Source organism: Tsukamurella conjunctivitidis, assembly GCF_007858475.1.
GTDB lineage: Bacteria > Actinomycetota > Actinomycetes > Mycobacteriales > Mycobacteriaceae > Tsukamurella > Tsukamurella conjunctivitidis.
Window position 1 is genome coordinate 560,807 of record NZ_VIGX01000002.1, and the last position, 19,478, is coordinate 580,284.

Annotated in this window: 23 protein-coding genes; 1 reads left to right on the top strand and 22 read right to left on the bottom strand. The window is 70.2% G+C overall.

Annotated features, from left to right (window positions below; all coding sequences use genetic code 11):
• Nucleotide 1 precedes the first annotated feature (1 nt).
• The 22 genes from FK530_RS06770 to FK530_RS06875 all read right to left on the bottom strand — a co-directional run bounded on the left by FK530_RS06770 (nt 2) and on the right by FK530_RS06875 (nt 18,758).
• Nucleotides 2-4,345, bottom strand: a complete 4,344-nt coding sequence (locus FK530_RS06770) for an aggregation-promoting factor C-terminal-like domain-containing protein (protein ID WP_146486234.1) — start codon at nt 4,343-4,345, stop codon at nt 2-4.
• Nucleotides 4,342-4,602 carry a hypothetical protein gene (locus FK530_RS06775; protein WP_146486235.1) on the bottom strand — a complete coding sequence of 87 codons (261 nt, stop codon included), beginning with the start codon at nt 4,600-4,602 and terminating at the stop codon, nt 4,342-4,344. The genes FK530_RS06770 and FK530_RS06775 overlap by 4 nt, the downstream gene beginning before the upstream one ends.
• 137 nt (nt 4,603-4,739) lie before the next feature.
• Complete coding sequence (locus tag FK530_RS06780; RefSeq protein ID WP_231706519.1) at nt 4,740-5,057, bottom strand: adenylosuccinate synthase; 318 nt, start codon at nt 5,055-5,057, stop codon at nt 4,740-4,742.
• Nucleotides 5,058-5,159: 102 nt separating this feature from the next.
• On the bottom strand, nt 5,160-5,975 hold the full coding sequence (locus tag FK530_RS06785; RefSeq protein WP_146486236.1) for a hypothetical protein: 816 nt from the start codon (nt 5,973-5,975) through the stop codon (nt 5,160-5,162).
• Between the two features lie 77 nt (nt 5,976-6,052).
• A complete protein-coding gene (locus FK530_RS06790; RefSeq protein ID WP_223120212.1) occupies nt 6,053-6,298 on the bottom strand; it encodes a hypothetical protein in 246 nt (81 codons plus the stop codon).
• A complete protein-coding gene (locus tag FK530_RS06795) occupies nt 6,298-6,687 on the bottom strand; it encodes a hypothetical protein (RefSeq protein ID WP_146486238.1) in 390 nt (129 codons plus the stop codon). The genes FK530_RS06790 and FK530_RS06795 overlap by 1 nt, the downstream gene beginning before the upstream one ends.
• A gap of 3 nt (nt 6,688-6,690) precedes the next feature.
• A complete protein-coding gene (locus FK530_RS06800; RefSeq protein ID WP_146486239.1) occupies nt 6,691-7,020 on the bottom strand; it encodes a hypothetical protein in 330 nt (109 codons plus the stop codon).
• Complete coding sequence (locus tag FK530_RS06805) at nt 7,020-7,403, bottom strand: hypothetical protein (RefSeq protein WP_146486240.1); 384 nt, start codon at nt 7,401-7,403, stop codon at nt 7,020-7,022. Before FK530_RS06805 ends, FK530_RS06800 begins: the two co-directional genes overlap by 1 nt.
• Nucleotides 7,403-7,906, bottom strand: coding sequence for a hypothetical protein (locus FK530_RS26875; RefSeq protein ID WP_158645039.1), 504 nt, complete (start codon nt 7,904-7,906; stop codon nt 7,403-7,405). The genes FK530_RS06805 and FK530_RS26875 overlap by 1 nt, the downstream gene beginning before the upstream one ends.
• Nucleotides 7,903-8,835, bottom strand: coding sequence for a phage major capsid protein (locus FK530_RS06820; RefSeq protein WP_146486243.1), 933 nt, complete (start codon nt 8,833-8,835; stop codon nt 7,903-7,905). The genes FK530_RS26875 and FK530_RS06820 overlap by 4 nt, the downstream gene beginning before the upstream one ends.
• A gap of 25 nt (nt 8,836-8,860) precedes the next feature.
• Nucleotides 8,861-9,307, bottom strand: a complete 447-nt coding sequence (locus FK530_RS06825; protein ID WP_068524336.1) for a hypothetical protein — start codon at nt 9,305-9,307, stop codon at nt 8,861-8,863.
• Nucleotides 9,308-9,309: 2 nt separating this feature from the next.
• Nucleotides 9,310-10,788 carry a phage protease gene (locus FK530_RS06830; protein WP_146486244.1) on the bottom strand — a complete coding sequence of 493 codons (1,479 nt, stop codon included), beginning with the start codon at nt 10,786-10,788 and terminating at the stop codon, nt 9,310-9,312.
• The gene (locus FK530_RS06835) at nt 10,785-12,110 is read right to left on the bottom strand and encodes a phage portal protein family protein (protein WP_146486329.1); all 1,326 of its coding nucleotides are present in this window, start codon (nt 12,108-12,110) and stop codon (nt 10,785-10,787) included. Before FK530_RS06835 ends, FK530_RS06830 begins: the two co-directional genes overlap by 4 nt.
• An 88-nt stretch (nt 12,111-12,198) precedes the next feature.
• Nucleotides 12,199-13,752, bottom strand: coding sequence for a hypothetical protein (locus FK530_RS06840; RefSeq protein WP_191834073.1), 1,554 nt, complete (start codon nt 13,750-13,752; stop codon nt 12,199-12,201).
• Nucleotides 13,733-14,059, bottom strand: coding sequence for a hypothetical protein (locus FK530_RS06845; RefSeq protein WP_146486245.1), 327 nt, complete (start codon nt 14,057-14,059; stop codon nt 13,733-13,735). Before FK530_RS06845 ends, FK530_RS06840 begins: the two co-directional genes overlap by 20 nt.
• A gap of 136 nt (nt 14,060-14,195) precedes the next feature.
• Nucleotides 14,196-14,537 carry an HNH endonuclease gene (locus tag FK530_RS06850; protein WP_146486246.1) on the bottom strand — a complete coding sequence of 114 codons (342 nt, stop codon included), beginning with the start codon at nt 14,535-14,537 and terminating at the stop codon, nt 14,196-14,198.
• A 144-nt stretch (nt 14,538-14,681) separates the two neighbouring features.
• Complete coding sequence (locus FK530_RS06855; RefSeq protein ID WP_146486247.1) at nt 14,682-15,446, bottom strand: hypothetical protein; 765 nt, start codon at nt 15,444-15,446, stop codon at nt 14,682-14,684.
• Between the two features lie 4 nt (nt 15,447-15,450).
• On the bottom strand, nt 15,451-15,612 hold the full coding sequence (locus FK530_RS25785) for a hypothetical protein (RefSeq protein ID WP_158645040.1): 162 nt from the start codon (nt 15,610-15,612) through the stop codon (nt 15,451-15,453).
• Nucleotides 15,606-16,028 (bottom strand): hypothetical protein, encoded by a 423-nt coding sequence (locus FK530_RS06860; RefSeq protein WP_146486248.1) that lies wholly within the window; start codon nt 16,026-16,028, stop codon nt 15,606-15,608. Before FK530_RS06860 ends, FK530_RS25785 begins: the two co-directional genes overlap by 7 nt.
• Before the next feature lie 16 nt (nt 16,029-16,044).
• The gene (locus FK530_RS06865; RefSeq protein WP_146486249.1) at nt 16,045-17,151 is read right to left on the bottom strand and encodes a hypothetical protein; all 1,107 of its coding nucleotides are present in this window, start codon (nt 17,149-17,151) and stop codon (nt 16,045-16,047) included.
• On the bottom strand, nt 17,148-18,509 hold the full coding sequence (locus FK530_RS06870; protein ID WP_146486250.1) for a replicative DNA helicase: 1,362 nt from the start codon (nt 18,507-18,509) through the stop codon (nt 17,148-17,150). Before FK530_RS06870 ends, FK530_RS06865 begins: the two co-directional genes overlap by 4 nt.
• Before the next feature lie 3 nt (nt 18,510-18,512).
• Nucleotides 18,513-18,758 (bottom strand): hypothetical protein, encoded by a 246-nt coding sequence (locus tag FK530_RS06875; RefSeq protein ID WP_146486251.1) that lies wholly within the window; start codon nt 18,756-18,758, stop codon nt 18,513-18,515.
• 61 nt (nt 18,759-18,819) lie between these two features.
• On the opposite strand from FK530_RS06875, the gene FK530_RS06880 reads away from it, so the two are divergent.
• Nucleotides 18,820-19,467 carry a RusA family crossover junction endodeoxyribonuclease gene (locus tag FK530_RS06880; protein WP_146486252.1) on the top strand — a complete coding sequence of 216 codons (648 nt, stop codon included), beginning with the start codon at nt 18,820-18,822 and terminating at the stop codon, nt 19,465-19,467.
• Nucleotides 19,468-19,478 lie beyond the last annotated feature (11 nt).

Below are 19,478 nucleotides of genomic sequence, written 5' to 3' on the forward strand. Positions count from 1 at the left end.
GTCAGAACCTCGAAAGCTTCGCTGCGGCACGCTCTTTCTCTTGCCGCTGTGCACGGATGAATGCGTCCTCGGTGTCCCGGGCCGCGATGTTGTAGACGACCTGCCCGCCGGCGGGGAGTTTCTTCCCGGTCTGCCCCTGGACCGTCGCCATCGCGACGTCCATGCCGCGGCGGGCGATGTCGGTCCAGTCCAGCGAGAACCCGACGCGGCCGCCCTCGGCGTAACCGGGGACCTGCCCGGTCGCGTTCATGCGGTCGAGGAGCCCGGGCGCCTTGCGCTCGATGGAGCCGCGCGCCCACTTGGAGAGCACGAACTCGTCGGCGTGGACGATGCCGGCGATGTCGTACTTGCCGCCGGGGCCGGTGTGCCCGCCTTCGGCGTACCAGCCGTTCTTCTGCCAGAACTCCCAGGCCTTGGTGGGGTTCTCGTACCGGTCCTTGAGGTATTGCATCATCCCCTTGGCCTGCACGTCGACGGGGACGTTTCGGTTCTGGCCGCCGAGGTACTTGTCGACGTTGCCCTTGCCGAGGAACTGCGCGAAGCCGTAGGCGTCCGAACGTGGGTTACGTGCCTCGGGGTCCCATGCGGCCTCGTTGTTCTCGATGTTCACGAAGTCGGGCCACATAGCGTCGGTGAACCCGGCGGCGCGGAACTCCTTGTAGACCGCGTCGTAGATCGGCTGGCTGCCGCCCTTGTACTTCGCGGCAGGTGCCGACACGGTCTGCGTTGCCGGGCTGGCGGGCTCGGCGGGGGTCGCCTGCTGGCCGACGAGGGGCAGCGCGCCGCCTGGCATCACGGTCTTCTCATCGGTGCCGGTGCCGGTGCTGGGCGAGGCCTTGGCGGGGGTGGTCGTCTTGCCGTCGACCGCTCCGGTCAGCGCGGCGAGTGGGTTCGACCCGTCGAAAAGCGATTTGCCGCTCTTGTCGGAGACCTTGATCCCGCCGACGAGCTGGCCGAGACCCTGCATCCAGCTCGGATTGTCGGGGATCCCGAACACGGACAGCAGTGACTTGATCTGGCCGCCGACGAAGTGTTCGCCGATGAATCCGGCCCACCCGGAGATCGTCGTCGGGTAGCTGCCCGATCCGGTCTTGCTGTCCCCGGAGCCCTTGCTTCCGCTCTTCGCTGCCTCGTAGGCCTTCTTTCGGGCGTCGGTGGCGGCCTTGAACTTCGCGTCGAGGTCGTCCTTCGCGGCGTCGTACGCGGCCTTGTCGCCAGTCTTCTTCGACGACGCGGAGTCCTTGTCGTCGGCGAGCTTGTCGCCCTCGTCCTTGAGGGCGTTCGACGCTGCGGTGTAGGCGTCGGCGAGCTGCTTGAGCTTGTCCTTGTCGCCCTTCGCGGCGTCCTTGTCGGCGCGGTACTGCGCGGCGAGGTCGCGCTTGCGCTTGGCGAGATCGCGGGACCGGTCGGAGAGGTCCGACGAGCCGCCGCCGATGCCGTACTTCGCCTTGAGCGCGTCGAGCGCGGAGTCGTATTCCTTTTTCGCCGCCTCGGTGTCCTCGTCGTACTTGGTCTTGAGGGCGTCACCGGTGAGCCCGGTGTAGTCGGCGGTCGACGTGCTGGTGGTGCTGGCCGCCGCGGAGATCGGAGACGTGCCCGACCCCGTGTCCGTCGTGGTGGGAGTATCGGCGGCGCCTTCGAGCCCGGTCGGGATCGCGGTCGCTGCAGCCCCGGAACCGCGCCCCTTACCGAGGATCACGTGCAGGTGGTCCATGTGGTTCTGCGTGTCCGAGCCGCGGGAGTCCATCGGCTTGCCGCTGTCGAGCGATCCGCCGTAGCCGAAGCTGGCCTGCTGCCAGATCACCCCGTTGAGGTCGATAGCGGCCGCGTTCTTCTGCAGGAAGGCGAGCACCGCGTCGCCGAGCGCCTTGCCCTGCGCGGTCGCGTAGTTCGGGATCATGATGTCGAGCGCGTTGCCCGAGCTGTGCTCGCCGTAGCCGTCCTCGGCTCGTCGGCCTCCGATCGTGGTGATCTCGGGCCACTTCTTCATGATCAGCGTGCGCAGGTAGTCCGCGCCGGGGTTGAGCCCCTCCGCAGTCTGTACACGGCCGCCCTCGGCGTACCCGGGGACCTTCCCGGTTGCGTTCATGAAGTCGAGCAGCCCGGGGTTGGTGCCCTCGATCGCCCCGCGGGCGCGCTTCGACAGCACGAACTCGTCGGCGTGGACGACGCCGGCGACGTCGAACTTGCCGCCCGGTCCGGTCCACCCGCCCTCGGCGAACAGCGGGATGTCCGGGGTGTCGAGGGTGAAGCCCTTGCCGCCGATGATCGGGATGCTGTCGGGGATCTTCGCCTCGATGCGGAACGAGTTCCACTTCTCGATGATCCAGTTCAGCGCACCACGGAAGGCATCTTTCAGGCCGTCCCACATGTTGCGCGTCTTCTCGCTGATCTTCGAGGGCAGCGAGCCGACGAAATCTACGATGCCCGTGAACTTGTCGCGGATCCCGGACCACACCTCGCCCGCGACTGCGACGAGCCACTGCCACTTCCCCGCGATGTTGTCGATGACGCCCTGCAGGAACGGCCACGCCGTGTCGGTGAACCACGAGACGACCGCCGACGCGGCGTCCTTGATCCAGTTCCACGCACCGGCGACGATGTCGCGGAAGGTCTCGCTGTTGCGGTAGGCGATGACGATGCCGGCGACGAGCGCACCGATCGCGGTGACCACGATGCCGATCGGGTTCGCGCTCAGCGCGGCGTTGAGGAGCCACTGCCCCGCGGTCCACAGCCGGGTCGAAGTGACCATCGTCTTGATCGCGGTCAGCACAGCCGGGCCCGCCATGAGGAGCAGCGCGCCGCCCGCGACGCCCGCCGCGATCCCGAGGTCGCCGAGGAGCTGCTTGTTGTCCTGGATGAACCCGATCGCGGAGCCGAGGCCTTCGATCAGGCCGGTCTGGATCCCGCGGCTCAGCGCGGTCAGCTTCGACTGCGCGGTGTCGTTGAGCGTCTCGCCGAGCTGGTCGGCGGCGCCCGCGGTGTCGGTCATCGACTTCGACGACCCCGACAGGGCGGTGAGGAACTGCGGGACCTTGTCGACGCCGAGATCCTCGAGCGGGGTGCCGAACAGGGCGATCGCCTGCTGCGCGCGCTCCGCGGGATCCTGGATCGAAAGGAGCCCCTTCGCGATGTCCTGCATCGCGGCCTGCGACTGCGGCCCGCCGGACGCGATGGCCTTCGCCATGGCGTCGCCGTCGACCTTGATGGCCTTGAACGCGGCCGTCGTCGACTTCGACCCGTCGGTCGCGCGGATCGACAGCTCCTTGATCGCGTCGCCGGTCTTGTCGAGCGCGATCTTCCCCTGCGGCGCCATGTCGACGATGAGGCCCATCGCGGCCTCACCGGACAGACCGAACGTCTGGAAGTGCTTGCCGTACTCGTTGAGCACCTCGGGGAGCTCGCCGCGCATCGCGGCGGGCACACGCTGCATCGCGGCGGTGAGCATGTCCATCGCCTGCGTGCTGTCCTTCGCGAGCCCGTTCGTGATGAGCTGCGACGCGGTCTGCGAGGCCTCGGCGACGTCGATGTCGAAGACCTTCGCCAGGTTCAGGGCGCGCCCGGCGGCCTTGTCCATGGCGACTTCACCCTCGGCGCCGAGCGTGGGGAACGTCGTCGCGACGGACTCGACGGCCTTGGTGACGTCCTCCATGGAGTCGCCGAAGCCCTTGCCGTACAGCGACGCGGCGGTCTTGCCGTACTCCTCGGCCAGCGGCCCCGTCGCACCGAGGGACGCATTCATCTTCGCAGTGGCGCCCTGCATGTCCATCGAGGCCGAGGCGATCTCCATCGCCGATCCGATGCCGGCAGCCGCGACGGCGAGGTTCTTGAGGTTCCCGATCGCGCCGCCGGCCTTCTGCCCGACGGTGTCGACGGCGCCCGCGAACCGGCGGGTCTGCTCGCCCTCGTTCTGGGCGGCGTTGGCCGACTCGGCGCGGGCGGTCGCGAGCCGCTGCCGCGCAACCTGCAGGTCGCGGGTCGCGTTCTCCTGCTGCCCGAGCGCGGCGGTGTGGTTGCGTTGCGCCGCGGCGACCTTCTCCTCGGCGGCGGCGAGACGCCCGGCGTCGGTGACGCCGCGGTCGCGGAGAGCCTGTAGCTGCTGCTCGGCGACGCGGACCTTCCCGGCCTGGTCCTCGACCTTCTTGTTCGCGGCGACGATCTTCGCCGAGGCGGTCTCGACCTTCGTCTTGGCCTGGTCGACGCCGGCGGCGAGGTCTTCGCCGAGGCTGCGGCCGGCGGCGCGACCGATGCCGGGGAGGACGCTGCCGAGGCTGCGTTGCACAGCCGCGGAGACACCGTCGAGGGAAGGGATGATCTGCAGCGTGGCGTACCCGATGGACGTCAAGACGTCTCCCTTCTGGTCTTGTACCTGTTCTTGAGCCGCCGGAAGCGGTCGACGAGTTCGCTGGTGCGCGCGGCCTTCTCGGCGGCGCGTGCGCGCGCTTCCATGAGGGCGCGCACGGGATGATCGGGGGTGCTGTCCGCGGTGCTGTTTGCGCGGACGGTGATCGCCCAGAGGTCGGCGAGCAGGTGGTCGGTCTGCGACCACCCGGGGCGGCCCTCGTTGAGCTCCCGGACCAGCGAGGAGTCCGGGCGCTTCAACAGGTCCGTGATCAGCAGGTCGAGCCGCCTGGGCGACAGTTCGGTTCGGTACAGGTCGAGCAGGTCGACCTGGTAGTAGTGCAGGAGATCCGCCTCGATGTCGTCCCCATGCTCGACGAGCAGGAGCGCGAGGCGGTCTAGTTTCCCGCGGCCTCCCGGATCAAGGTGCCGATGGCGTTGAAGTCCTCGGCGAGCGGGTCGGTCTCGAGGAATGCCTCCCACTGCTCATCGCCGAACAGGATGCGCGTGCCCTCGAACTCGTCGCCGCGCTTGAACGCCATCAGCGCCTTGAGCGGCACCTTGCCGCGGACGGGCACCCGCAGCTCGAGGCCCTTGTACTCGATGTCGACGAACCCGCCGTTCGCCTCGGCCTCGCGTGCCGCGTCGGACTTCTTCTTCTTGTGGTCCTGCGGCTGCGGGGCGTGGGCGGGAATCTTGGAATCGTTCTCGGACATGACTGTGCCTCCCTCGGCATCGTCTCCCTCGGCGAGGAGTGGTGAAGCCGGCCCGCGCCGCGCCGAGGGAGGAACCTACGGCGCGGACCGACGATCGGTGGGTCAGGCGACGCCGACGGTGCCGCCCGTTCCGGTCGCGGACACGGTGCCCACGGGGCCGGTGAAGGTCGCGACGAGCGGGCCGCCCGACGGGCCGGTGACGGTGACGCCGGGCGTGGGGAGCGCCTGCACCGAGGCGAGGGCGCGGAGCGCGGTCTGCAGCGCCGTCGCGGTCTTCGTGGTGATCGCGGTCGTGGTGTCCGCGCCGACGGTGGCGGTGTACTCGGTGACGCCGGCCGCGATGGTGAACGTCTTCTCGACATCGTCCGTGGTGCCGTCGACCACGATGAAGATGTCGCCGGCGCCGTCGGTGGTGTGCGCGATCTCGATCTCGGCGGACGCGAGCTCGCCGTCGATGATGCCGCTGTGGCTCTTGAGCTGCACCGGTGCCTTCGTCAGCGAGCACCACACGATCTGGCCCTGCGTGGTGGCCTCGTCGACGTACCGGTACAGCACGAAGATCTGCACGTCCTTCGGTGCGCCGATCTTGTTCGGCGCCGACCCGGGGAGCACGATCTTGCGCACCACCGGATTGACCAGCTCGAGCGCCGTGAAGCCGGTGGACAGCTTGCCCTTCTTGAACTTGACGCGGAACCGCGGGCGGCCGAACGCGTCGTACTCCTTGAGCTCGCCCGACGGCGAGAGGGGGATGCCCTTCGCGGCGTCGATGAGACCGACGAAGTCCCAGCCGAGGGCTTCGAGGTCGTCGTCCGGACCGTCGGGGATCATGTCCGGGTCGATGGCGGTGCCGGCGGTCGCCAGGGCGATCCACACCTCCGCCTTGTCGGGGATCTGTGTGGCGTCGGGATTCTCGGCCATGGGGGTTTCCCTCCTTCAAGGGGATAACGAAACCCCCACCGGCGGTGGGGGTCAGGGGACAACTGGGCGGGGTGCGGCTACTTGAACCGCACCTCGACGCCTGCCGCGGAGGCGGCACGCGTGAGGACGCCGTCAGCGGCTTGCTGGTCGGCGGGAACGGACACCGACGCCGCGGCGCGGTCCGTCGTGTACGGCTCGACCTCGGCGTCGGGGCCGGCCTGGGCGGCGATCTGACGGGCGAGCGCGTTGATCTGCTCGGCGGCGAGCTGCTTGAGCACCTCGGCGCCACCGCGCTTGTCGAGCTTGAACTTCGGGTCAGCCATCACAGATCCTTCATTCGCGCCTGGGAGGTGATGAGCACCGACGCGAGGTAGGCGCCCGTCCCTTGGTCGCGGGCGTCGAGCACGGCGCTCGCGCGCTTCGACGTGTGGACGATCCCGGGCGGCCGGCCGTCGACGAGCCGCCCCGCGGCCTCGGCGGCGAGGTCGCGCACTGTCGTCTTGTCGCCGCCCCACGCGGTGATCCGCACGGTGTGGGTCGTGCGGATCGGGTACTCGGCGGGGCCGCCGTCGTCCGAGAGGATGACGCCGGCCGCGGCCTTCGGTGTCCAGTCGGTCGGGAGGGTCGCGCGGACCCACCCGGCGGCGGGCATGTTGGCGCGCAGCCAGTCCCGCATGGCGGGCATCGGGTCGACCTGGACGCGGACGGTCATCGGTCAGCCCTTCCCGCGGGTGACGATGAGGACCCAGCCGGCGAGGTCCGGGTCGCCCTCGTCGGAGACGAGCTCGAGGGGGTCGCCGATGATCCGCCACCCGGACAGCCCGCGGACCGTGAGGGTGACGCGGTGATCGACGGCAGGTGCACCGACGGGCAGGTAGATCGTGAGGGTCTGCGCCGCCGCGTTGCGGTCGACGGCGATCTGCTCGGATCCGCTGCCCGACTGAACGTTGCAGCGCTCGACGTTCCACGACGGGCCGGGGGTCGGGTTCCCGTCGTCGTCATCGCCCAGCGAGCGAGTGAAACCGACGGTCTCGGTGCCGAGCATCAGTAGTCCCCGACCGGGAAGTTGTAGCGCGGCTCGGGGTTGACCGGCAGGCCGAGCAGCTCGCGGTGCCAGGGCAGCAGCGTGAGGCTGCCGCCCGCGGCGGCGAGGGTGCCGGACTTCGCGCGCGGGCCTTCGGTGCGTCCGTACACGAGGTGCCCCGCGTAGGTGCCGGTCGTGAGCGCGGTCTTCGCGATGTCGAGCGACACCGTCTTCGCCGCCGGGAGCCGGTCGGCGGGCACGTCGCGGGTGCCGTAGGCGAGTTCGAAGGCGTCGCGGATGAGCACCGCGGCCGACTCGAGGTAGGAGTCGACCGCGGCGCTCTCCGCGGTGGACAGCGTCCGCCACTGGGCGGCGAGCTCGCCCGAGTTGGCGAACGCGGACATCAGCCGCCGACCTTGGCGATCAGGTCGACCTTGCTCATCTTGGCGACGTCCTCGGCGTCGAGCCCCTGCGCGACAGCGTAGGCACGCCAGTCATCGACCGGAGCGGCCTTCTTGGGCTTCTCGACCTCGGCCGAGATCAGGCCGGACTCGACGGTCCCGACCGGCCCGTCGCTGTCGGGCACCTCGGCGGGCTGGTCGCCCGAGTCGGTGGCGTCGGCGGGCGGGGTCTCCGCACCGGCGTCGTCCCCGTCGGCGCCCGAGGCATCAGCGTCGCCCTGGCCGGCGTCGTCGTCCGAGTCGTCGGCCGGCTCGTCCTCGAGCGGCGCGAGCGCGCCGGCCGCGAGCAGCCGGGCCTCGTCCGCACCGTCGACGTCGACCACGTCGCCTTGACGGTGCCGGATGGTCTCGACCTGCCGCTCGCCGCGCGCGCCGCAGGCGTCACACACGGTGGTGTGGTCGACCTCCTGCCACCACTCGAGGGCAGCCAGCCGGTACTGGGTCACGGGGTCACCAGCCCGGTCAGCCAGATCGCGGCCTTCGGCTGGTCGAGGCCGAGGGCGCGCTTGTGCGAGGCGTCCGAGCGCCACGTCTCCCGCGCGCCGCCGTTCGGGCCGTTGCCCTCCGGGTAGAGGGCGGTGAACTGCAGCGGACGGGTGTCGCTGTAGAAGCCGACGGTGCCGCGCTCGAGGATGAGCGCCTTGTCGATCGGGAACGTGCGGGACTGGATCACGTTGAGGCCGAGGAGCTGGCCGGGGATCGCGCCGGTGTAGGCGATCGACTCGCCCGCCACGTTGCCGTTGAACACCTTGAGGATCTGCTCGTTGTCCATCAGCGTGGCGAGCAGGCCCGGGTGCACGACGAGGGTGTCGGGCTGGAAGCCGTAGTACTCGTCGGCGGTGGCCTCGGCCGGCGCGGCGGTCGACACCTTCTCGATGGCGCGGACGATGTCCGTGCGCGGCTTGCCGTTCGTGGTGTCCCACCCGGCCGACACCGGCATGGTCGGCACCGCGTTGGACTGCAGCAGCGCCTTCGCGGAGCGGTCGTTCGCGCGGATGAACGTGTTGCGCAGACCGGTCATCTGCTTGTTCACCGCGTCGACGTTGTTCTCGTCGATCATCTCCTTGGAGACGCGGATGCCGAGCGCCTTCTTCACGGCGAACGCCGTGCGGGGCAGGCCGAGCTCGCCCGTCGCGACGGGGATCTCGCCGAACTCGGCGATCTCCTGGACGTCGCGGTCGAGGAACGTCGGATCGCCTTCGCGATAGGCGACGACGCCCGCGGGGTTGGCGCCCGCGTTGCGGAACAGCGCCTCGCTGATGAACTGGTTCTCCATCAGCTCCTTGAGCTTCGTCGGAACGAAGAGGGGCTGCTTGATGAGGTCGGAGACGGTGAAGCGCGACCCGTCGGAGACGCTCACGATGCTGGTAGCCATGTGCGTGTTGTCCTTTCGTGAGGGCTCAGGCGAGCCGGATCAGGCCGGTCGCGTTGGCCGCGACGCCGGACTCTTCGGTGCAGACGCCGACGATGGTGCGGGCGTCGGGGGTGGCGGCCGCCGGGGCGACGGTGCCGGTCGCGGTCGCGACGAGCTTGTCGCCGAAGTTCGCCGCGGCGCTGTACTTCACCTTGACCTCGGTGCCCGCGTAGGCGACGGCGACGGAGGTCGGGATCGGGACGGCCGAGACGACCGGGCGGCCGAGCGCGTCGGTGGTGTTGGCGGGCGGGAAGCCCTCCGGGGCGACGGCGTCGGTGAGCGCGACGCCGAGGACCTTCGCGGACCCGGCGGCGGCGACACCGATGCGCCCGCTACCGCGAGCCTCGACGAGCTGGCCGCCGAGGATGACCTCGCCGCTGGCCGGGACGAAGGTGCGGGGGCCGCCCTGCGTGAACTGTGCGATGCCGGACATGATCAGACCTCCCAGGCCTTGTAGGCCGCGTTATCGCGGACGTCTTCGGGGGCGTCGGCGACGTCGACGCTGTGGCCGAGCTCGCTGACGGGGAACGCCGACGAGGCGGCGAGGGTGTCGAGGACCTTCTTGGTGCCCTCGTAGTCGCTGCGGGCCATGCCCTTGTACGCGGCCACGGACGGCTTGCCGATCTTCCCGGCCCGGAACGCGGCGTCGACCATGTCGTCGGCGCGCTTGACCTGATCGGCCTCCTCGCGCTGGCGGGCCGAGGCCATGAACTGCTGGACCTGGTTCCACTGCTCGGCGTCGACGGTCACCGTCTCCGGGGCCTGCGTGGCGGTGGAGGCGGCGACCTTCTTCTTGGCCGGGTCCTCCTCGGGCGCACCGTCGGCCGGGGCGGGGTCCGCGGGCGCGGCCTCGGTGCCCTCGTCGGCGCCGCCGTCCGCGGCGTCCTCGCCGGCGTCGGCCTGCGCCTTCTTCACGAGCGCCTCGAGGGCGGCCGCGAAGGTCGCGTCGTCGGCGGCGTCCGTGAGGCCGAGCACCTCGCGGAGCTTCGCCTTCTGGTCGTCGGTCAGGCCCCCGCCGCTGGTCGCGTCGCCGGAAGCCTCGGCGGCAGCAATGCGCTGTGCCATGGTTTCTCCTTCTGTCGTGGCCCGCTGCGCGGGCCGGGATTCAGTCCGCGACGCGAACCGAAGCTTGGATGCGGCGACCTGCTGGCCGCCTTCGCTGGCCGCCGGCGCGGCGACGTCGTCGTAGCGGACGACGACGGGCACTGGCTCGCCGAACGTGATCGCGGCGTCGCCGTCCTGCTCCGGATCGACGGTCACGGCGATGCGCGCGCGGGTGCCGTCGGCGTCGTTGACGACGATGAGCTGCAGCGGCGCGAGCTGGATCTCCTCGATCCACAGGTCGTAGTTCTGCTCGCGGTCGTAGTAGGCGCGCCGGATGTCCTCGACGGTCGCGGCCGCGGCGATGGTCTTACCCATGGCGGATCCCTTCATCTGGGCGGGCAGGGCGGGCTGGTAGTCGTCGGCCCACATCGCGGCGATGTCGTCGAGCGGGGCGAGCGACCCGATCGCGGGCTCGGTGATGCCGAGCAGCGCGAGGCCTGTGATGACGAACGAGTGGACGTGGCCGACGGCGCAGCGGTGGTTCCACTCGCCCTCGATCGACCGCGAGGGGTACGCCGAGGCGAGGATCGGGCCGAGCCAGCCGGGCATCCCGGTCAGGTCGCCGACCAGCGAACAGGCGTTGCGGACCGACAGGTTCGTGATCCGGCCGAACGCGGGCTCGCCGTCGAACCGCGGGTCGGTGTGCCCGAGCTTGATGATCGGGTCGCGCACCGCGGGGCAGTCCATCGCGGCCACCGCGGCGGTCAGGTCGTCGCGGGTGATGGTGGAGACGCCCGTCGAGGCGGACCACTGGCCGGTGCGGGCGAGTTCGACGCCCGGGACGTTCGACAGGGCGGGCCGCGCGGTCACCACAGCGCGCCCTGCTCGGCTGCAGCGGCCGATCCGGCGCGCGCGAGCGTCTTGCGGGGCGCGCGGGACGCCGACACCGCCGCCGGCACCGCCTCGGCACCGAGTGGCGCGAGCTCAGGCGCGGACGGGAGGCCCATCCGCTGCTTCATCGACTGCGCGAGCACGGAATCGGGCGACAGCACGCCGGCCTGGACGAGCTGGACCACCGCGGCGGCGGTCGCGTCCTGCTGCGAGCCGATCGCGTCGAAGATCAGGCGTGGCGCGGCCTCGTCCGGCCCCCAGTTCACGTCGACGAGGTCCTCGATGACGTGCGCGTTGAACACGTCCCGGACCATCTCGGCGTGCGTGTTCGTCGACTGCGCGAACACGTCCGCCTGCACGGACGCGAGCGCGTAGGAGCCGCCGCCGGCGAGGTTCAGGAAGTGCGCGAGACCGGCGATCGCGATCATCTGGTCGTGGTACTCGATCGCCCGCGCGGTGTCGGGCATGTTGCCCTGCACGCCGAGGAGTTCGAGCTTCGCTTCGTAGGGCAGCGCGGCGCCGGCCTGCTCGCCGACGCGGTACGCGGACGCCATCTTCCGCAGCTTCTCGAGGTCCTCATCGCTCGCGTTCGGTGCGCCGGTCGCCACCGGGACGCCCATGCCGTTGCGGCGGATCGACGTCGCCTGGATCCGCAGGAGCTCGTCCTTGAGGAGCCAGTGCTTGAACGACGGGCGCAGCAGCGACCGGCCGATCCAGAACCCCGGCTCCATGTCGCGGGTGTAGACCACGAGGCGGTCGACGGGGATCTCGCTGGGCGTGCCCGACGCGGCGCCGGCGTACAGCACCGGCCCGCCGGTCGTCGGCGCCCACTGCTGGATCGACAGGAGCGCGCCGGATTCGGCGACGTTCCACTGCGAGATCGTGCGCTGCGGGCGCGGCGCGAGCTTGTGCAGCCAGATCATGCCGGCGTCGTCGGTGCGGTAGACCTGCTCGAACACCGCGTGCCCGTACTGGTTGCAGGTCAGCGCCCACATCAGGTGTTGCGGGAAGCTGAACCGGCCGCGGGTGCGCGTCGACAGCGGCTCATCACCCGCGCCGTCGATCGGGAGGCCGAGATTCTGCGCCACGAAGGCGGTGACCTCGTCGGAGGCGCCGCCCTGGGCGATGCGCCACGGCGTGCGGCGGATCGGGAGGCTGATTGCGGAGAGCAGCGAGCTCACGCGGGAGTCTTCGCGCTCCATCCGCGTGAACGTGCGCACGCTCGCGGGCCACTGCAGGTCGGGGACCTGCTCGAAGGTCTCCCACTGCGAGAAGCCGTTCGCCGACGGCGGCACCACCATGCCCTTCTCGCGGAACGCGGGCGTCGCGGGCTTCGGCTTCTTAGCGGTCTTCGCCACTTCGGCTCACCTCCCTCTCGCGGTTCGGGTTTCAGAAAGCAACGGTCAGCAGGTCCACGCCGGGCGCACCATCGTCGGTGGCCCGCGGTGCCTGGAAAGCGGGGGAGGCAGGCGCAGGCTTCGGTTTCGACGCGAAGCGGAGCACGCCCTCGCGGGCGAGCATCGCTGCGACGATCGGCGCAGCCTCGGTGGTCGCCTCGAAGACGAAATCCCCCTGCGGTAGGTCGCGGAGCGTCAAGCCGCGCGCCGCGGTGTCCAGCAGTGGCTGCCCCGAGTGCGAGATCACGCCGTCCTCGACGTCGTCGATGAACCCGCCGCATGCCCCCGCGACCTGCGGGGTGTTCAGCAACTCCGGTTCGATGCCCTCGGCCTGCAGCTTCGGCACGATCACCTTCGCCAGGCCCTTCGCGTCGAGCACCACAGCCGCCGGATCCCAGTCGGTGACCACCGCGGACACGTACCGCACGACGTCGTCATGCGACATCGGCCGCCAGGAGCCCAGTTCGACGTGGATCCGGCCGGCGTCGGTGTGCTGGCCAGCCACGATCGCCCAGTGCCGACGGTCCGGCGCGAGCACGAGCCCGATCACGGGGCTGCCGACCGGCTCCGGGGCGTCGTCGCGGCGCTTGCCCCACTCCTCGGGGTCGATCGCGGGCTTCTTGTCGAGCTCGTCGTCCGGCCAGTCGCCGCGACCGAGAGCCTCGACGTCGTACGACTTGCGCCCCGCCTCGGTGGAGAGGTCCGCCTTGATGTCGAGGAGCTTCTCCTCGGTCTGGATCACGCCGAACGACGGGTTCGCGTACATGGCGGTCGCGATGTCCTCGCGATCCATCTCGCCGGCGGCCGCGCACGCGGCGCAGCACCCCGGATCGTCCGGCGCCATCCACTCGAGGAAGCCGAGCCGGGGCTCGCCCGCGAGGCCGCGGCGCCGAACAGCGGCCAGGACCGCGCCGTTCGGGTGCTGGTCCTGATTCACGGCCGACGAGGCGTAGATGCGCTGCGGGTTCACCGCCGCCATCTGCGTGAACGCCATCGCGGCGATCTCGCTGTCCGTCAGGTTGTAGGCCTCGTCGTAGATGATCAGGTCGATCACCGTCAGGCCGCGGCCGGCGTCAGCCGAGCGGGTGCCGAAGCTGATCAGCGCGCCCGTGTCGAGCTCGATCACGCCCTCACCTTGCGAGCAGGTCTGCCGCACAACGTGCTTGCGGAGCCACGGCCGTCGCTTGATCAGCTTCATCATGCGGCGCCAGGCATCTCGCGCGGTCTTCCAGCGCTGCGCGGTGTAGAGGATCGTCTCGTCCAGCTTGAACAGCCCATACAGGCACCGGTCGATCAGGATCTCCGACTTGCCGTTCTGTCGAGTGCAGATCAGGCACACCGTCGGGTGCGTCCATCGGCCCGCCGGCGTGGTCGACATGATCACCTGCTGCGAGAGGCGCTGCCACGGCATCGACTCGACACCGACGCGGCGCTTCAACTCGATCGCCTTGTCACCCATCGACGTGTCGCCCGGGGTCACCGAAAGGTGGTGCGGCTCCTGCCGCCCGGTGAGCGTCGGGAACAGGTCAGAGATCGACGAGGCCATCGGTCTCGGGCTCCTCGGCGTCATCGCCCTTGCGCTTCGCGATGTCGGCGAGCAGACGTTGCAGCGCGCCGGCCTGCTGCCGGGCCTCCGAGAGGGCGTTGTCGATCTTCACCTCGACGACGTCGTCGCTCCGCTCAATCAGTTCGATGATGCCGTCCGCCTGAATCGCCGCGTGCAGCCGGTCGAGCCGGTCCGTGATGCGGCACGCCTCCTGGATCAGCACCGTCAGGTCGGCCGGGTCCAGGTCGTCGTGCAGCTCGTCCCACAACGCGGCGCCGCCGGTACCGAATTCGTCGTCGAGCGCCATGATCAACCGCACCTATCCGCCCAGGCAGAGCACATTTTCCGATTTCGCGATCGCCAGCCGTAAAAAAATCCCTGGCTACCGGGGCAGTCAGCTCGGAGCTCCCCTTCGAGATTTCAAAGGGGGGCTTGTGGTTCGGCTACCAGGGCCAGTGGAGGTGGCGTGGCGAGAGGCCGTCGGCGGCGGGGGAGGTGCCGTCGATGGGTTGTCCGGTGAGGGCTGGCCGGAGGTGGTCGCGGCTGCCGTCCTGGCGTTGCCGGTTGCAGGTCATGTGCAGGAGTCGGTCGGCGCGGTGTCCGCCGCGGGAGCGAGCGAGGCTGTGATCGGCCTCGAGCGCGGCGCCGTCGAAGTTGCGACCGGGGTCGCGGTACATCGGCTTGCCGCACCACCAGCAGGGTGCGCCGTCGCGGTGGCTTGCGAGGAGGCGCTTGCGGTTCTGCTGGTGTGCATGGCCGAGGCCTCGTGCCGTCGTGGTCTTCAAGGGCGTGCTCCCTTGCGGCTCCTGAGACGACGAGAGCCCCAGCGCTTGGCGCGTGGGGCTCGGGTTGGCGGTTGGTCCAACTCTCCGCCGACGCGGCTAGCGTAGCACGGGCAGGGCTCAGTGCAGGTCATGGGATTTCGGTTGTCACCCTGCGCGGCCCGCGAGGGCGTCGAGTACGTCGCCGCAGCGGTAGAGCGCATGCCCGCGGCGGTCCTGTCCGTGGGTGGTGATCCGGTAGCGCGCGAGGTTGCGGATCGTCTTGGTGGTGATCTTGATGCCGAGGCGCGCCTCGACGACGTCGACGAGCTCGGGTGCGGTGAACAGGCGGCCGTCGAGCTCGCCGTCGATGCGCTGGTCGTTGTCGGCCCGGGTGGTGACGACGCGCTCGCATTCGCGGCAGGTGATCTTCTCGGCGCCGCGGCGGGCGTACAGGTCTCCCTTGCAGACCGGGCACGCGCCGACGTAGCCGGGCTGCTCGTGGCGGTCGACGACGCGGCGGGCCTGGGCGATGGCGTAGCACAGCTCGTCGAGCGCCTGCGGGCCCTCGGGGGTGAGCGCGAGCCCGGTGACGTGCCGGGCGGTGTTGAGCCATCTCGCGGCCGCTGAGACGCCGAGGCGGCCGGGATGCGTCATGAACCGTTTGGCCGTCACGTGCGTGATCCACGCGTTTAGCGTGTTGGCGAGGACCCACTCGACGTCGGAGGCGAGCCAGTGCATCGGGAGCGAGGAGTCCTCCTCGGTGCTGCCCTTCTTGGCGCGGCGACTGCGCGGGCCGGCCGGGTGGCTGGTCTGGCCGGTGACGGTCTCCTCGAGAGCTTCGGCGATCCACTCGACGACGGCGTCGAGCTCGGCCCTGAGCTTGGCCTGCTCGGCCGTGCTGAGGCTCATGTGGTCGGTGGCTGCGGGCATCGCGTCAACCTCTCTGAACTGGGTGGACGGTGAACTCCGGGTCCTCGGAGTCGCCGTTGAGTCGGTCGCGGCTCGCCTCGGCCGCCTCGAGGGACAGCAGGTCGGAGACGCGGTGCTTGCTGCCGTCGGGGAGCGTCCGGACGACGAAGTACAGGTCGGTCAGCATGGGATGTCCTCCTCGTCGGTGGCGGTCCAGGTGAGCTCGACCCAGAGCGCGGCGGGCTGGCCCTTGGCGGGCGGGTGACCGACGGCGCGTTGGGTCATGTGGTCGGGGGAGTCGTCGGCGACGACGGGCCAGGCGGGGCCGGTGTCGCGGCCGCTGTGCCCGTGGAGCGCATCGAAGATCGCCTTGCACCCGGCGAGACGGTTGTCGTCGTCCCAGACGCCGCGGCCGTCGGCGGGCCGGTGGTGGACGGTGACGGCGACGTGGTCGAGGCCGGTGGGCGCGCCGGCGCCGCGGGCCCGGACCATGAGCTCCCAGCGGACCTCGCGCCGGATCCGGTTGGTGGAGGACCAGTGGAGGCGGCTGTTCGGCGACTCGGGCGGCCGGGTCATGGTGGTGGTGAGCGTGATCGTTGGCACGGTAAACCCTTCGTGGTCAGGCGGCGGCGCGGCGCTGCAGGTCGGCGTGGACGAGGCGGGCGAGACGGTCGAATCGGTCGAGGATCCACTCGCGACGCTGCTGGTCCTCGGTGGTGCCCCAGTCGGGGTTGAACTCGAAGCCGTGGCCGGCGAGGGCTTCGGGATCGTCGGAGGCGAGCCACAGCGGCTCGAGGCGGGTGATGTCGCCGTCGTGTCGCGCGGTCTCGACGATCTCGCGTGCTTGCTCGGCGAGCGCGGCACGGGCCGCAGCGGGGTCACCTGCGATCGCGGCGGCGCGCGCTGTGGTGGCTGAGAGCTCCTTCGCCGCATCGTCGATCAGGTACGGCAGCAGGCCCGGCTTCGCCTTGTCGCGATCGCGCCACTGCGCGAGGGCGGTGCGGATCGCGGCCTCGGGGACGTCCTGGGCGAGGGCGGCGGCGACGTGGCGAGCGAGGCCGTCGATCGCGTGGCGTGAGAGGCGCCCGACGATCTGCCGGACCATCGTCCGGAGCGCGTCGGTGACGACCGGCCCACCGGGCGGCGTGGGCTCCGCGGGGTCGGGCGGATACGGGATGCCGTTGCTGAACCGTCCGTCGTTCGGGTCGCTGTCGCGGTCCTCGCGTATACCAACGCAACTACTACTATCTGATGGTCCCGCACTGACGCCCGGTGAGCACTGCTTACCGGGCGTGAGCGCGGGGGATTCGAGAAAGCTACCGGGCGTCAGTGCGGGTGTTCCCGAATCGTCACCGGGCGTCAGTGCGGGGGAATCGCTTTCGCTACCGGGCGTGAGTGCGGGTGTTTCATCGTCTACACCGGGCGTGAGTGCGGGTGTTTCTGCGGCTGCCAGCACGCCCAGGGAGTACATCGAGGCGCGTCGTCGGCCACCTCCGCGGGAGGTCTGCACGATCACTCCGCGGTCCCTCAGCGTCCGCATCGCGCGCTCCGTCGTAGACACCGCGAGGCCGGTATCGCGGGCCACGGACGCGGCCGAGACGAACGCTCCGACCCCGTCGCCGTTGCTGTTGTTCCACACCGCGATCGCGCACGCGTACTGCGCCGCGCTCAGCCCCTTGGTGCGGCCGAGCGCCTTCATCCATGCGAACTTGTCCGCGTCGCTCATCTCAAGCCCTCCGTTCCGATGTGTCCCATGCGCGCCTGGTGCGGCGCCCAGCCGAGCCGCAGGTGTCCACCCGCCGGCCCGGTGCGGTTCTTCGCCGCGATCACCTGCACCTCACCGCTGTTCGGGTCGTCCGGGTCGTGGTGCAGCAGCAGCACGACGTCGGCGTCCTGCTCGATCGCGCCGGACTCGCGCAGGTCGATCAGCGAGGGCACCCGCTTCTCGCCCGCGGAGCCGCGGTTCAGCTGGCAGGCGATGATGATCGCGAGGTCCAGCTCGACAGCGAGCACCTTGAGGGCACGCGACATCGAGGCCACCTGCCGCTCGCGCGCGGCTCGGCTGTCCGTCTCGCGGAGCAGCTGCAGGTAGTCGACGAACACGACGCGCACGCCGTGGCGGCGCTTCATCCGCCGGCACACCGTCGCGATGTACTCGGTCGAGATGTTGTGCTTGTCCACCACGAACAGGGGCAGCGTGGCCTCGTGCTCGGCGAGGTAGGTGTCGACGGAGTCCTTGTGCCACTGGGACAGGCGGCGGCGCTGCAGCTGCGTGTAGTCGGCCTGCGCACCCGCGGCGATCATGCGGGCCGCGACCTCGTGCACCGGCATCTCCGCGGAGAACACCAGCGCCGGCACGCCGCACTCGGCGGCGTACTGGGCGAGGTTCGCGCCCATGATCGACTTGCCGGCGCCGGGCCGCGCGCCGATCACGTAGGTGCGGCCGCCCTGCAGCCCGTCGGCGATCACCGCGTTCAAGTCCGGAAACGGCGTCGGGATCGGTTGCGACAGAGGTCGGGCCTGACGTTCCCGCCATGCCGCGACAGCTTCGCCGAACGAGAGCACGTCGTCGCCGGTGCGGGTGTCTGCCTCCTCAAGGCGGCGCAGGTGCTCGCCGAGCAGCTCCGACGTCGAGCCTGCATCCTGTCCTGCCTCAAGGGCGAACATCGCCGACTGCAGCGCGCCGCGCAGGCGTCGCCGCTCGGCGAGCTGGCGCACGGTGCGCGCAGCCTCACCGGCCTGTCGGTCGGTGGCCGTGCGCATGTCCGCGAGCTCGAGGCGGCCGGTCAGCACGTGCTGACGCAGCTCGGTGCCGGTGTGCGCGACCTGCTCGAGGATCCGGGAGCGGGTGCACAGCTGGCCGGCGTCGAGGATGGCGCGCGCCGCGGCCCACAGGGCGCCAGTCGCGGGATCGGAGAAGTCGGACGGGGCGACGCTCGCGAGTAGCGTCGGATCCGGGTCCGCCAACGACAGACCCCGGGAGAGCAGTGTCAGCTCGGCCTCGGGGTCGTCGAAGGTGTAGTCGCGGCGGTCCTGCAGTGTGTCGCGTGGATCGTCGCGTGCGAGTTGGTCGATGGGCTCCACGTGCTACCGGCCCACCATCCGGTCGATCTGCTCCTGCCGGCCGCTGTCGCGCCACCACGCGTTCCACGACCGGTCGCGGGATGCCTGGAACTGCTTCTCCAGCGCGATCTTCTGGTCGAACAGTGCCGCCCGGTCGTCGTCGGACAAGTCCATCGCCTCGAGGTGCCGCGAGAGCTGCATGTCCCGCTGGATCATGACGGCCTGCTCGGCGGTGAGCGGCGGCACGTCGGGAACGTCAAGCATCGACATTGGCCCTCCGATGCGTTGCACACGTCCTGGTGGGCGTGGTTCGTCGGCTAAGTTTTGACCGGTGAACGCGAGCCCATTCGTTGTCGAGGAGTGGCCCGAGGCAGCTCGGGTGATCATTCGAAGCTCGATACCGCCGGTGTCCCTGCAGGCCTCGTCGGCGCGTAAGCGCGCGTTCAAGGGCTTGCTCAGCGCGGCGATCGCGAGGAACACGAGCTTCCACTTCGCGCACGACGTCAAGGTCGAGTTCACGTGGGAGATTGAGGAGCGGAAGCGATACGAGACGCACATCGTCGCCGACCTCGACAACCTGTTGAAGCCGCTCCTCGACGCGGCCACGGGACCGGAGGGCGTGCTGTTCGACGACAATCAGGTGCAGCAGATCGGTGCATCGTGGATCAGCGTGGGCGACGGGTGGCCAGAAGGGTTCACCTTGGAGTTCGCAGCTCTCCTCCCTGACGAGATTGTTCGGCGCGGAGGGACGTTCATCGAGTTCACCCGCACGCGGTGCTACTACCTTCCGTTGGATCGAGGAGATCCAAGGCTCGTTGTGCTCGTCAATTCGCTGAGGCGAATGTTCGCGGGCGTTGACGAGTTGGTCGCTCTGGGGTTGCCTCCGCAGGAGGGCCGCGGTGCTCTGCCGAGCCTGCGTTCGTTTCCTCGCGCCCGTCTGAGCAGGTTCACCGTCGTGCCACACAACGAGATTCGATAGCGCGACCCGAG

Coding starts and splice junctions, on each gene's coding strand:
- FK530_RS06780 (WP_231706519.1), bottom strand. CDS start 5,057: ATGTCCGAGAACGATTCCAAGATTCCCGCCCACGCCCCGCAGCCGCAG.
- FK530_RS06785 (WP_146486236.1), bottom strand. CDS start 5,975: ATGGCCGAGAATCCCGACGCCACACAGATCCCCGACAAGGCGGAGGTG.
- FK530_RS06790 (WP_223120212.1), bottom strand. CDS start 6,298: ATGGCTGACCCGAAGTTCAAGCTCGACAAGCGCGGTGGCGCCGAGGTG.
- FK530_RS06795 (WP_146486238.1), bottom strand. CDS start 6,687: ATGACCGTCCGCGTCCAGGTCGACCCGATGCCCGCCATGCGGGACTGG.
- FK530_RS06800 (WP_146486239.1), bottom strand. CDS start 7,020: ATGCTCGGCACCGAGACCGTCGGTTTCACTCGCTCGCTGGGCGATGAC.
- FK530_RS06805 (WP_146486240.1), bottom strand. CDS start 7,403: ATGTCCGCGTTCGCCAACTCGGGCGAGCTCGCCGCCCAGTGGCGGACG.
- FK530_RS06820 (WP_146486243.1), bottom strand. CDS start 8,835: ATGGCTACCAGCATCGTGAGCGTCTCCGACGGGTCGCGCTTCACCGTC.
- FK530_RS06825 (WP_068524336.1), bottom strand. CDS start 9,307: ATGTCCGGCATCGCACAGTTCACGCAGGGCGGCCCCCGCACCTTCGTC.
- FK530_RS06835 (WP_146486329.1), bottom strand. CDS start 12,110: ATGGTGGTGCCGCCGTCGGCGAACGGCTTCTCGCAGTGGGAGACCTTC.
- FK530_RS06840 (WP_191834073.1), bottom strand. CDS start 13,752: ATGGCCTCGTCGATCTCTGACCTGTTCCCGACGCTCACCGGGCGGCAG.
- FK530_RS06845 (WP_146486245.1), bottom strand. CDS start 14,059: ATGGCGCTCGACGACGAATTCGGTACCGGCGGCGCCGCGTTGTGGGAC.
- FK530_RS06855 (WP_146486247.1), bottom strand. CDS start 15,446: ATGCCCGCAGCCACCGACCACATGAGCCTCAGCACGGCCGAGCAGGCC.
- FK530_RS25785 (WP_158645040.1), bottom strand. CDS start 15,612: ATGCTGACCGACCTGTACTTCGTCGTCCGGACGCTCCCCGACGGCAGC.
- FK530_RS06865 (WP_146486249.1), bottom strand. CDS start 17,151: ATGAGCGACGCGGACAAGTTCGCATGGATGAAGGCGCTCGGCCGCACC.
- FK530_RS06875 (WP_146486251.1), bottom strand. CDS start 18,758: ATGTCGATGCTTGACGTTCCCGACGTGCCGCCGCTCACCGCCGAGCAG.